The following is a 12351-nucleotide window of genomic DNA, read 5'->3' as shown; positions in this document are numbered from 1 at the left end:
GAGGCTGGCGCCGCGCGGTTTTGCAGGACAGAGATTTCCTGCGCGCGCCTGCGCGAATCCTTTTCCATCCGACGATGCCGTCGCTACAGGGCGTCCATGTCCCGCATCCTCATCCTCGCCGCGCTCCCCGAAGAGGCGGACGCCCTTTTCCCCGGGGAGGGCGTGCGCACCGCCGATGGCTTCGCCATCCGCCGCCTTGCGGTGCGGGGGCATGCCCTCGCCGTTGCGACCTGTGGGCTCGGCAAGGTCCATGCGGCGCTTGCCGCCGGCCTGTTCGGCGGCGACGCCGACCTGTTGCTGATGAGCGGGACCTGCGGCGCGCTCGATGCCGAAGCGGGACGCGCCTATTGGCTCGCCGAGGCGGTGCAGCATGATTACGGCACGGTGCGTCCCGACCGCTTCGACCGCTATCGCGCGGGCGAATGGCCGGCGGGAGAGGTGGGCGAGGCGCATTTCGCTGCCATGCCCGATCCCGGGCTGGGCCTGCCGCATGCGCGAATCGCGAGCGGCGACAGCTTCATCGCCTGCCCCGACGTGGCGGCCGGGCTCGTGCGCGGCCTTGGCGCGACGCTCGTCGATATGGAGGTGGGCGCCGTCGCGCAGGTCGCCGCGCGGCTCGGCAAGCCGTGGGCGGCGGTCAAGGCTGTCACCGATACGGCGGACGAGGGAAGCAGCCGCGACTTTCACGCGAACCTCGTCCGCGCCGCCCGCGCCGCGGCGATGGAGGTCGAGCGGCTGATCGCGATGCTGTGATATCGGCAATTTTGTTGCGCCGCAGCAGCAAATTCGCTAGGCGCGCCGCCGAAGTGCGGCGCAGCGCCGCCATACCCCCGTTAAGGTATTTTCTGATGTCATTGCGTAATATCGCCATTATCGCGCACGTCGATCATGGCAAGACAACCCTTGTCGACCAGCTTTTCCGCCAGTCGGGCACCTTCCGCGATAATCAGCGCGTCGATGAGCGCGCGATGGATTCGGGCGATCTCGAAAAGGAACGCGGGATCACCATCCTCGCCAAATGCACCTCGGTCGAATGGGGTGAGGGCGCGGACACGACGCGGATCAACATCGTCGACACGCCGGGCCACGCCGACTTCGGCGGCGAGGTCGAGCGCATCCTGTCGATGGTCGATGGTGTCATCCTGCTCGTCGACGCGGCCGAAGGGCCGATGCCGCAGACCAAGTTCGTCACCGGCAAGGCGCTGGCGCTCGGTCTGCGTCCGATCGTCGTCGTCAACAAGATCGACCGCAGCGACGCGCGTCCCGCCGAAGTGCTCGACGAGGTGTTCGAGCTGTTCCTGACGCTCGACGCGAGCGACGAGCAGCTCGATTTCCCGATCCTCTACGCTTCGGGCCGCTCGGGCTTCGCCTCGCCCGATCCGGAGGCGCGCGACGGCGATTTCACGCCGCTGTTCCAGACGATCGTGGGCCATGTGCCCGCGCCGGGTCTCGACGCCGACGGGCCCTTCTCCTTCCTCGCGACGCTGCTCGACCGCGACAATTTCATCGGCCGCGTGCTGACGGGGCGCGTCCAGTCGGGGACGATCAAGGTCAATCAGCCGATCCATGCGCTCGACGCCGACGGCAAGGTGATCGAGACGGGCCGCGCGTCGAAGCTGCTCGCCTTTCGCGGGCTCGACCGCGTGCCGGTCGAGGAAGCCCGCGCGGGCGACATCGTGGCGATCGCGGGACTGACCAACGCGACCGTCGCGAACACCATCGCCGACCCGAGCGTCAGCGAGCCGATCGCCGCGCAGCCGATCGATCCGCCGACGCTGTCGATGCGTTTCGCGGTCAATGATTCGCCGATGGCGGGGCGCGAGGGCAGCAAGGTGACGAGCCGGATGATCCGCGATCGCCTGATGCGCGAGGCCGAGACCAACGTCGCGATCCGCATCACCGAAAGCGCCGACAAGGACAGCTTCGAGGTCGCGGGGCGCGGCGAATTGCAGCTCGGCGTCCTTATCGAGACGATGCGCCGCGAAGGCTTCGAACTGGGCATCAGCCGTCCGAGGGTGCTGTATCAGACCGACGAGAACGGCCAGCGCACCGAGCCCTATGAAACCGTGGTCATCGACGTCGACGACGAGCACAGCGGCACGGTGGTCGAGAAGATGCAGGTGCGCAAGGCCGAGCTGACCGACATGCGTCCGTCGGGCGGCGGCAAGACGCGCATCACCTTCAGCGGCCCGTCGCGCGGCCTGATCGGCTATCACGGCGAATTCCTGTCCGACACGCGCGGCACCGGCATCATGAACCGCCTGTTCGACCGATACGGCCCCTACAAGGGCGCGATCGAGGGCCGCAAGAACGGCGTCCTGATCTCGAACGGCGCGGGCGAGGCGGTGGCCTATGCGCTCGGCCCGCTCGAAGAACGCGGCATCCTCTTCGTCTCGCCCGGCGAGGCGCTCTATGAGGGGATGATCATCGGCGAGAATGCGAAGCCCGACGACCTCGAGGTCAACCCGATGAAGTCGAAGCAGCTCACCAACTTCCGCTCGACGGGCAAGGACGACGCGATCCGCCTGACACCGCCGCGCCGGATGACGCTCGAACAGGCGATCGCTTATATCGACGACGACGAGATGGTCGAGGTGACGCCGAAGAACATCCGCCTGCGCAAGGCGATCCTCGACCCGCACGAGCGCAAGAAGGCGGCGCGCAAGAAGGAAGCGGCATAGGCGGCAGGACAGGCCGGCGAGGCTTGCGTTAACCGTCTTTTCACGGCGGCGGTCTAGGGCCGAATGCGAGGGACCGCTCGGTAAAAGAGGGGCCCATGCATATCGCCGGGGAGACGCGCCGCCTGCGGGACGAGCATGCCGCGCTGGCCACTTTGTCGCAATATCTGCTCGATTTGGTCGCCGCCGCCGAACCGCCGCGGCCGACCGAGATCGAGGCGGTGCGCGGCCTGTTCCGCGATACGCTGGTCCGCCACCTGAAATGCGAGGACTGGGCGCTCTATCCGCGCCTGCGCGACAGTGGCGATCCCGCGCTTGCCGATCTGGCGCAGCTTTTCGTGGCGGAGATCGGCACCCTCGCCGACGAATATGCGCGCTATGACGGCCTGTGGCCCACCGGGCGGATCGCGGCGGAATGGCCGCGGTTTCGCCGCGAGACGCGGGCGATCCTCGCTGCGCTGCGCCGACGCATGGCGCGCGAGGAACGGGACCTCTATCCCGTCGCCGAATAGGCGCGATTCGTGCCGACAATGCTTGATTTGCCGGCCATCCTCGCCTAGCCGCGCGGCAGTTTCTGGAGATTGACGATGACCGATACGCCCCCCGACCGCCTGTCGACCAATCCGCGCTCACCGCATTTCGACATGGAGGTGCTGCAGCGTGGCATCGGTATCCGCTTTAAGGGCAAGGAACGCACCGACGTCGAGGAATATTCGATTTCCGAAGGCTGGATCCGCGTCGCCGCGGGCAAATCGAAGGACCGTTTCGGTCAGCCGATGACGATCAAGCTGTCGGGCGAGGTCGAGGCCTGGTTCGAAGATGACGACGCCGAGAGCGGCGAGGAATAAGTCGATCCCCTCCCGCAGGCGAGGGCCGGCTCAGCCGCCGAGCGAGGCGGCGACGATGTCGAGGCCGTTGCCGGGCTTCCAGTCGTTCTGCGTCCACACCGGCGTATCGAACGCCTTGCGCTCGGGCTGGGCGGCGGCGCCCGCATAGATGAAGCCCTGCACCGGATTGGCGCGCAGCCCGAGGTCGCCGATCGGCGCATACCAGACGCGGACCATGCTCCAGTCGCCGGCGTCGCTGACGTCGACGACACGGACGTTGCGCTCGATCTGGCCGCGGCGGCCGTTGATCGGCGACCAGTTGGCATGATCGATCAGGATTTCGCGGTCGCTGACGACCTTCTTGACCACCGCGACGTGGCCCGACGGCATGCCGCGTGTGCCGGCAAAGGCCATCACCGCACCCTTGCGGGGTTCGTGGCCGCGATCATAGCTGCCCGCCGCTTGCGACCACCAGGTCTTGGCGTTGCCGCGGATCTCGACGCCCGATTCGGCGCGGGCGAAGGGGACGCACTGAAGATAGTCGGCGGCGATCGCGGGGACGCTGGCGATCAGCGAGGTGCACAGCGCGACGGCACCCAGAAAGCGGCGATGGAGCATGAAAGGCGACCCCCATTTGGCTTGTCTTCAAGCGTTGCAGCGTCCTGCCGCAGCTTTCGGGTGCCACCAACTGCCTAGCGACGAATCGCGCTACTGCTGCGGTGGGCGGGGGAACCTTTTATTAAGGCTTTCGATTCGTCGCGGCACGCCGTCGGATCGTCGCCGATCCAGCCCAGCCGGAACGGCCCGTCACGCCGCGGCTGTGGCCAGATTCTCGGGCGGGCGGAACAGCGTCAGTACGTCGGCGGCGGGCATCGGGCGCCCGTAATAATAGCCCTGGATGTTGCTGCAGCCGAGTGCGCGCAACGTGTCGACCTCGATCTCGGTCTCGGCCCCCTCGGCGGTGGTCGACATGCCCAGGCTGTCGGCGAGCGCGACGACGGCGCGGATGATCGCGATCGATTCGATGCTGCCCTTCGCGGCGCCGACGACGAAGCTGCGATCGACCTTGATCGTCGAGAATTGCGTCTTGCGAAGATAGCCGAGCGACGAATAGCCGGTGCCGAAATCGTCGAGGCTGAGGCGGATGCCGAGTCCGATGAGCTGGTCGAGAAGCTGCGCCGCGCCGCCGCCATCGCGCAGGAAGACGCTTTCGGTCACCTCGATCTCTAGCCGGTGCGGCGGCAGTCCCGACTGCGCGAGCGCCGAGACGACGACCGAGGCGAAATTGGGGTCGGTGAGCTGTTCAGCCGACACGTTGATCGCGACCTTCAGGTTCGCGGGCCAGCGCATCGCCTCGTGGCACGCGGTACGCAGCACCCATTCGCCGATCGGCGCGATCAGCCGCGAATCCTCGGCCAGCGGGATGAAACGGCCGGGTGGGACGGAGCCGAGTTTCTGGTTGGTCCAGCGGATCAGCGCCTCGAAGCCGTTCAGCGTCCCGTCCTCTGCGGTGACGACGGGCTGGTAATAGAGTTCGAATTCCCCGCGATCGAGTGCGCCGCGCAGTTCCTGCTCCATCACGCGCCGCTCTTCGGCCTGCGCGTGGAGCGAGGCGACATAGGCGGCGACGACGTTGCCGCCCTTGTCCTTCGACTTGTAGAGCGCGAGGTCGGCGTTGCGCGTCAGCGTCTCGACCGTCGCGCCGTCCTGCGGGCCGATCGCATAGCCGACGCTGGCACCGACGAAGAGCTGGTGGTTGTCCACGACATAGGGGCGGCTGAGCGTCGCGATGATCCGCCGCGCCATCTCCTCTGCCTCGTCGGCGGACGGGGCCTGGTGCAGCACCACCGCGAATTCGTCGCCGCCGAGGCGGCCGCAGGTCATGCTGCGGTCCATCATCCCCTTGAGCCGCGCCGCGACCTGCGCGAGCAGCTTGTCGCCGATCGGGTGCCCCAGCGTATCGTTCACCGCCTTGAAGCGGTCGAGGTCGATCATCAGCAGCGCGCAGCGCGACCGGGCGCTCTGCGCCTGGTCGAGCGCGCGGGCTAGCGCCTCGTTGAGGCTGAGGCGATTGGGCAGGCCTGTCAGATTGTCGAAGCGCGCCATCTTGGCGATCTGCTCGGCCGAAACCCGCTGTTCGGTCACGTCCGATCCGACGCCGCGAAAGCCGAGGAATTTGCCCGCCTCGTCGAGGCGCGGAGAGGCCGACAATTCCCACCAGCGCGGCTTGCCGCCGATCGTCACCGGGACGATCAGGTTGGAAAAGCTTTCGCGCCGTTTCATCCGCTCGGCCATATCGTGCAGACTGCGGGGGAAATTCCCCGTCTCCCACGCGTCCCCCGACAGCGCCTGGACCAGCGGCTGTCCCTCGAGCGCGTCGGCCGCCGCGCCGAGCGCATAGGCGAGGCGCGGCGAGACGTGGACGAGGCGGCGGTTGCTGTCGGTCTGCCACAGCCAGTCGGCCGAGGTTTCCTCGAATTCGCGCAGCAGCAGGCTGACCGTCTCGCTCTTTTCATGCAGCACCTCTTCGGCGCGGCGGAAACGGATATGGTTCTGCGCGAACCGAATGCAGAAGAAGCTTAGGAGCAGGCCCGCGGCGACCGCGACGACGGCGAGCTGGGGCGCGCCGGCGCGGACGAGCGCAACGGCCGCCGACAGGCTGACCGGCGCGATATAGAGGATGCACACGGTTGGAAGGCTGTGCGCGATCATCGCCAGCGTCAGAATCATCAGCAGGGTGGTCGCCCACATCGCAAGCGCATGGTCGGTGCCGGGCGACAGCCCCTGCAGCCAGAAAGGCACTGTCCAGAGCAGCGCCGAATAGAAGGCGTGCCGGTTGCACAGCGCGAACTCGGCGGGCCCCGCGATCCGCGCTTCGCCCAGCGGCCGGGTGGCGAACGAACGATAGGACCACAGGCTGAAGCTCAGCGCGCAGGTGAGCCAGCCGGCGACGATCACGGAGCGGACGTGGGGCACCATGGTGAAGGCGGCGATCAGCGCCATCGCGACGCCCATCCACAGCCGCAGCGAGCCCCGGCCGCGAAGCGGCGCAAGCTGGAGCTGGCGAAGGTGCGCGATGTCCCGGTGCGACGCCCCCAGTCCCAACAGGGTGCGCACGGAAACGTCATCGGCCGGATTCTGGTCGGTCAACAGGCTTTTCACGCCGCCTGTGTAGCGGGGCGGGGTTACCCGAAGGTAACTGCGCCCGCTCCGTCCCGGCGCTTTCGTGTCGGGATGGAGCGAATCGGGCGCCGAACGGGCCCGCCGTCAGGCGGCGATGGCAAAGGGCTGAATCTCGCCCGCCAGATATTGCGCGCGCGCCTTCGACCGGCTGAGCTTGCCCGAGCTGGTGCGCGGCAGGGTGCGCGGCGGGATCAGCTCGACGAGGCAGTTCATGCCGGTGATCGCGCGGACGCGGTCGCGGATCGCCTCGCGCAGCGCGACGCGCTCGGCCTCGTCGCTGGTGCGGCACTGGACGAGCACGGCGGGCGTTTCCTCGCCTCCGGGGGCGGTGATCGCGAAGGCGGCGATGTCGCCGGACTTGAAGCCGGGCAGCTGCTCGACCGCCCATTCGATATCCTGCGGCCAGTGATTCTTGCCGTTGATGATGATCATGTCCTTGGCCCGGCCGACGATATAGATGTAGCCGTCGGACAGATAACCCATGTCGCCGGTGTCGAGCCAGCCGTCCTGCATGCAGGCGGCGGTCGCATCGGGATCGCGGTAATAGCCGGTCATCAGCGACGGACCGGTGCACCACACCTTGCCGACCGTCTGGTCGGGCAGGACATGGCCTTCCTCGTCGCGCACCTCGATCGTCATGTCGCGCACCGCGCGGCCGCAATTGACGATCGCGCGATAGCGGGTCGGGCGGTCGCCGTTGCCCGCGGCGCCCGACAGTTCGGTCTCCTCGACCAACTCGACGACGATCCCTTCGCCCGGCGGCATGATGCTGACCGCGAGCGTCGCCTCGGCGAGGCCATAGCTCGGCAGGAAGGCGCCGGCCTGGAAACCCGCTTCGGCAAAGGCGTCGACGAAGGCCTGCATCACGTCGGGGCGGATCATGTCGGCGCCGTTGCCCGCGACGCGCCAGCGCGACAGGTCGAAGCGGTCGGCGACATTGGTCTGGCTGGAGATGCGGCGGGCGCAGATGTCGTAGCCGAAGGTCGGCGAATAGCTGAGCGTCGTGCCCTCGTTGCGGCTGATGAGGTCGAGCCAGGCGAGCGGCCGGCGCGCGAAATCCTCGGTCTTGAGATAATCGACCGACACCTGATTGGCGACCGGCGACAGGAAGCAGCCGACCAGCCCCATGTCGTGATACCAGGGCAGCCACGACACGCAGCGGTCGCTGTCCTGCAATTTCATGCCGTGCGCATGCGCGGCGAGATTGTTGAGCAGCGCGGCATGGGTGACCGCCACGCCGTGCGGGAATCGCGTCGAGCCGCTGCTGTATTGAAGGTAGCAGGTTTCGTCGCTCTTCTGTTCGGGCAGCGGGGCGACCGGCGCCGGGCGCGCGGCGAATTCGTCCCAGTCGACGGGCGTCACGCCCTTTGCCTCGGCTGCCTCGATCGCCATCGCGGCGATGTCGGGCGGGAAGAAGAGCAGCGCGGGGTCGCAGCTTTCGAGCTGGACGACGAGCTGGCCGACATAGGAATCGCGGCCGCCGAAACTGGTGGGCAGCGGCAGCGGCACCGGCCAGGCGCCGGCGTGGATGGTGCCGAAGAACAGCGCGGCGAATTCGGCGCCGGTCTCGGCGATCAGCGCGATGCGGTCGCCGGGCCGGATGCCCGCCGCGATCAGCCGATAGGCGGTGGCGATCGCGTCGTCGCGCAGCTCGCGATAGCTGTAGGCGCGCACGAGGCGCCCGCGCGGATCGTGGAAATTGAGCCCGCGCGTGCCCGCGGCGGCATAGGCGAGGGCTTCGCCGACGGTGGTGAAATCCGAAAAACGGCGCGGCTGCGCGCATTCGGTGGGCGTCGGGGTCGGCGCGACGGTATCATTCGGTGCGACGTTGTTTTTTTGGGTCATAGGGGGTGCGAGGTCCCGGGATGCGGGACGCGCGGCAACAAGCATGTCATCTTTTTCGGCCATGACTGGGCTGCGCGATCCCTTGCAGTTCGAACAAATCGCCCATTTTCGGGCCTTATCGGCCCGATATGGCGGCGCTGGTCGTTCTCAATCGGGCCCGACTGTGGCATAAACATGGCATATGTCGCATAGCCGCGTTCCATCCGACCGTCGGAAAAAGCCGTTGTACGCAGCCCGGCTCGACGAACTGGCGCTCGCCTATGTCGCGCGATTCGCGACGAGCCGCGCCAAATTGACGCGCTATCTGGCCCGCAAGGTCCGCGAATCCGAATGGCAGGGCGATGCCGACGCCATGGCGGCGTGCGAGGCGGTCGCCGACCGGATGGAGCGGCTGCGCTTCCTCGACGACCGTCAATATGCCGCGATGCGCGCGGGGGCGATGACGCGCCGCGGGTTGGGCGTGCGGCGAGTGAAGGCGCAGCTTTTCGTCGACGGCATCGCGGACGAGGACAGCGGCGAAGCGATCGCCGAGGCCGAGGAGCGCGCGCTTGCGGCGGCGGTCGGTTTCGCGCGGCGGCGGCGCTTCGGCCCTTTTGCGACGCGCGCGGCCGACGATCCGGCGCAGCGCGAGCGGCAGGTCGCGGCTTTCGTCCGCGCGGGACATGCGCCCACGCTGGCGCGGCGCATCCTTGCGATCGCGCCCGGCGACGATGCGGCGCTCGCGGCGCTGGACGGCGAGGCGGCGCTCGATTAGGAAAAGCCCGATTGGCCGGCGAAAGGAACTGCCGAATGCGTGCGATGATGACCGCCTTTGCCCTGGTGCTGGCGCTGCCGGTGACGGCCTGTGCCAAGGATTCGGACGCCCAGTCGCAGAGCGCGACGGTCCCACTGACCGTCGCGATGAAAGGCGTGCAGCACAAGTTCCAGGTCGAGGTCGCACGCACCGCCGAGGAGCAGGCGCGCGGCCTGATGTTTCGCACCAGCCTGCCCGCCGATGGCGGCATGATCTTTCCCTTCACCCCCCCGCGACCGGCGAGCTTCTGGATGAAGAACACGCTGATCCCGCTTGACATGATCTTCATCCGTGCCGACGGCAGCATCGACCGCATTGCCGAGAACACGATCCCCGAATCGCTCGAACCGGTGGTCAGCGGCGGCGACGTCGCGGCGGTGCTCGAACTCGCGGGCGGAACGGCCGCCCGGCTCGGGATCGACGAGACCGCCACGGTGACGTGGAAGAATTGATGCCCTGACCCTCATTGGGAACCGGATTCTCGGTCTTTCCGACCTTTCGCGCTTGCGAAGCGCGGCGGCTTGCCTGTAAACGCCACGGCCATGAGCATCCTCGGCAAGATTTTCACCTGGTGGGACGGCGCGACCGTCGGCACGCTGCTGAACAGCTGGAAAAATGGCGAGAAGGTCGGCGAGGACAGCCTCGGCAACCGCTATTATCGCGCGCGCAAGGGGAATCGCCGCTGGGTGATCTACAACGGATCGAACGACGCGAGCCGCGTGCCCCCCGAATGGCACGGCTGGCTGCACGGCACGCTCGACGACCTGCCGTCGGAGGCGCTGCCCGCGCCGCGCCCGTGGCAGGCCGAGCCGACGCCGAACCTGACCGGCAGCCTCGGCGCCTATCGCCCGGCGGGCGCGCTCGAGCGCGGCGGGCGCCGCGCCGCCGCGACCGGCGACTATGAGGCCTGGCGCCCCGGCGCCGAGTGACCCGCGCGGTGGTGCGCCCGCTTCCGATCGCGCTTGCGGCGCTGCTCGCGGCGACGGGGCTCGCCGCCTGCGACCGCGGCCCGGCGAAAAAGGTCGACAAGGCCGAAGCGGTGCGCTCCGAAAGCGTGCCGCAGGAAGTCGGCGGGATCGAGGGGGCGACACCGATGGCCGAACGCGTCGCGGTGCTCGGCCTGCTCAACAAGCGCAACGGGCTGGTCCGCGAGCTGGAGATGAAGCCGGGCGATTCGGCGCGCGTGGGCCGTGCGATCGTCCGCCTGCGCGCCTGCGAGCAGACCGCGCCGTGGGAAGACCCGCCCGAAACCGGCGCCTTCGTCCAGCTGTCGGTGCAGGATCAGCGCGACGACAAATGGTATCGCGTCTTTTCGGGCTGGATTTTCCGCGAGCGGCCCGAACGCAACGTGATCCAGCACCCGATCTTCGACGTCTACGTCAAAAGCTGCGCGATGACATATCCCGGCGGCGAGCCGGTCGCGCGGGCGGCTCCCAAGTCGGATGCGGCGCCCAAGGTGTCGAGCGCGCCCCAGTCGCCCGCCACGAACGGCGGCGAAGGGACGACCGCTGCGCCCGCCGCGCCGTCGCCGCCACCTGCACCGGCGACCCCGCCGGCCGCTCCGCCCTCGACCCCCGACAACACCGAATAGAGCCGCGCGAGATAGGCGGCCTGCGGGATTTCGATCGCGCCGAGGCTCGCCAGGTGCGGGGTGATGAACTGGCAGTCGAGCAATTGCCAGCCGCCCGCCTTCAGCCGCGCGACGAGATGCGCCAGTGCGACCTTCGATGCGTCGCGCACGCGGCTGACCATCGATTCGCCGAAGAAGGCGCGCCCCAGCGACACGCCATAGAGGCCGCCGACCAGCGCGTCGCCCAGCCAGCATTCGACGCTGTGCGCGTGGCCGAGGCGGAACAGCCGTTCGTAGCTCGCCTTGATGATCGGGTTGATCCACGTCGTCGGCCGGTCGGGCGCCGGTTCGGCGCACAGCGCCATCATCGCCGGAAAGGCGGTATCGGTCGTCACCCGAAAGCGGTCGGCGACGATCACCTTCCGCAAGCTGTGCGACAGATGGAAGCCGTCGAGCGGCAGGATCGCACGTAGCCGCGGCTCGACCCAATGCACCGACGGATCGTCCGCCCCGTCGGCCATCGGGAACAGGCCCTGCGCATAGGCGCTGAGCAGCAGCGCGGGGTCGATGGTGTCGAGTGGCCTGGTCAGCTTGCGGGCTTCACGAATTTCAGCGTCATGCGGTCCGATTCGCCGATCGCCAGATATTTGTCCTTGTCCTTCTCGCCCTCGGTCAGCGTCGGCGGCAGCGTCCACACGCCCTTTTCATAATCGTGCGTGTCCTTGGGGTTGGCGTTGATGTCGCTCTCACCGGCGAGGCGGAAGCCCGCAGCTTCGGCAAAGGCGACGATCGACGAGCGCTTCATATAGCCGCTCTTTTCCTCGCGCGCCGAATCCATCTCCTCGGGCAGGCGATGCTCGACGACGCCCAGCACGCCGCCGGGTTTCAGCATCGCATAAATCTGCTTGAACGCGTCGGCGGTCTTGTCGGCGCCGCCGAAGCGCCAGTTGTGGACGTTGCGGAAGGTCAGCACGACGTCGGCGCTGCCGTCGGGCACCTTCGGACCGGCGCCGGTCGCGGGAAATTCGGCGAGCTTGACCGCGCCATAGACGTCGGGATGCGCGCCCTGCCATTCCTTGATCTTGTTGAGGCCGCGCTCCCATGGCGCCGCGGCATAGAGCGTGCCGCCGCCCGCTTTGGCAAGCGGCGCGAGGATTTCGGTGTACCAGCCGCCGCCCGGCCACAGCTCGACGACGGTGTCGCGGCCGGTGACGCCGAAGAAGGCCAGCGTCCCGGCGGGGTGGCGATAGGCGTCGCGCGGCAGGTTCGCCGCGGTGCGTGTCGGTGCCGCGACCGCCGCCGCAATCGCGTCCGACGGCTGCGCCGCCGCCTCGCCCGCGGTCGCGTTGGACGAGGGTGCGCTGCAAGCGGCCGAGGCGGCGAGCAGGGCGGCTATTGCAACGGGACGAAAATGACGCATATCGGCACCTTTCGGCTGGCAGGGGCCGGCGGGGC

General features: G+C 68.2%; 12 protein-coding genes and 1 pseudogene. 8 read left to right on the top strand and 5 right to left on the bottom strand.

Annotated elements, in window-relative coordinates:
- Positions 1-96: 96 nt before the first annotated feature.
- From AC2S9W_RS01285 to AC2S9W_RS01270, 4 genes are all read left to right on the top strand, one after another.
- Positions 97-753: a 5'-methylthioadenosine/S-adenosylhomocysteine nucleosidase family protein gene (locus tag AC2S9W_RS01285; protein WP_067111889.1), complete on the top strand. Its 657-nt coding sequence runs from the start codon at positions 97-99 to the stop codon at positions 751-753.
- A 95-nt stretch (positions 754-848) separates the two neighbouring features.
- Positions 849-2681: a translational GTPase TypA gene (typA, locus tag AC2S9W_RS01280; protein WP_486571517.1), complete on the top strand. Its 1833-nt coding sequence runs from the start codon at positions 849-851 to the stop codon at positions 2679-2681.
- 95 nt (positions 2682-2776) lie between these two features.
- On the top strand, positions 2777-3190 hold the full coding sequence (locus AC2S9W_RS01275; protein ID WP_486571516.1) for a hemerythrin domain-containing protein: 414 nt from the start codon (positions 2777-2779) through the stop codon (positions 3188-3190).
- Between the two features lie 75 nt (positions 3191-3265).
- Positions 3266-3526, top strand: a complete 261-nt coding sequence (locus AC2S9W_RS01270; RefSeq protein ID WP_067111895.1) for a DUF3297 family protein — start codon at positions 3266-3268, stop codon at positions 3524-3526.
- Positions 3527-3556: 30 nt separating this feature from the next.
- Here the strand turns inward: AC2S9W_RS01270 and AC2S9W_RS01265 are convergent, their stop codons facing one another.
- The 3 genes from AC2S9W_RS01265 to AC2S9W_RS01255 form a co-directional block, all read right to left on the bottom strand.
- Positions 3557-4123, bottom strand: a complete 567-nt coding sequence (locus AC2S9W_RS01265) for a CHAP domain-containing protein (protein ID WP_486571515.1) — start codon at positions 4121-4123, stop codon at positions 3557-3559.
- A gap of 189 nt (positions 4124-4312) precedes the next feature.
- A complete protein-coding gene (locus AC2S9W_RS01260) occupies positions 4313-6667 on the bottom strand; it encodes a putative bifunctional diguanylate cyclase/phosphodiesterase (RefSeq protein WP_486571514.1) in 2355 nt (784 codons plus the stop codon).
- A gap of 105 nt (positions 6668-6772) precedes the next feature.
- Positions 6773-8533 (bottom strand): fatty acyl-AMP ligase, encoded by a 1761-nt coding sequence (locus AC2S9W_RS01255; protein ID WP_486571513.1) that lies wholly within the window; start codon positions 8531-8533, stop codon positions 6773-6775.
- 223 nt (positions 8534-8756) lie between these two features.
- Here AC2S9W_RS01255 and AC2S9W_RS01250 point away from each other — a divergent pair, with 223 nt between their 5' ends.
- From AC2S9W_RS01250 to AC2S9W_RS01235, 4 genes and pseudogenes are all read left to right on the top strand, one after another.
- Positions 8757-9287 carry a regulatory protein RecX gene (locus AC2S9W_RS01250; protein ID WP_486571512.1) on the top strand — a complete coding sequence of 177 codons (531 nt, stop codon included), beginning with the start codon at positions 8757-8759 and terminating at the stop codon, positions 9285-9287.
- A gap of 44 nt (positions 9288-9331) precedes the next feature.
- Positions 9332-9778, top strand: coding sequence for a DUF192 domain-containing protein (locus AC2S9W_RS01245; protein WP_082797186.1), 447 nt, complete (start codon positions 9332-9334; stop codon positions 9776-9778).
- Positions 9779-9868: 90 nt separating this feature from the next.
- Positions 9869-10255 (top strand): NADH:ubiquinone oxidoreductase subunit NDUFA12, encoded by a 387-nt coding sequence (locus tag AC2S9W_RS01240; RefSeq protein ID WP_486571511.1) that lies wholly within the window; start codon positions 9869-9871, stop codon positions 10253-10255.
- Positions 10256-10419: 164 nt separating this feature from the next.
- Positions 10420-10656: pseudogene (locus AC2S9W_RS01235) on the top strand (DUF2155 domain-containing protein); the annotation flags it as partial.
- Positions 10657-10700: 44 nt separating this feature from the next.
- Here AC2S9W_RS01235 and aat read toward each other — a convergent pair.
- Entirely contained in the window at positions 10701-11486 is a 786-nt protein-coding gene (gene aat, locus AC2S9W_RS01230; protein WP_486572052.1) for a leucyl/phenylalanyl-tRNA--protein transferase, read from the bottom strand.
- Positions 11483-12316 (bottom strand): class I SAM-dependent methyltransferase, encoded by an 834-nt coding sequence (locus tag AC2S9W_RS01225; RefSeq protein ID WP_486571510.1) that lies wholly within the window; start codon positions 12314-12316, stop codon positions 11483-11485. Before AC2S9W_RS01225 ends, aat begins: the two co-directional genes overlap by 4 nt.
- Between the last annotated feature and the right edge of the window lie 35 nt (positions 12317-12351).

Source organism: Sphingopyxis sp. 550B (assembly GCF_057401805.1).
Note: the sequence above shows the minus strand (reverse complement) of the source record. Positions and strands in the feature narration are given on the sequence as shown.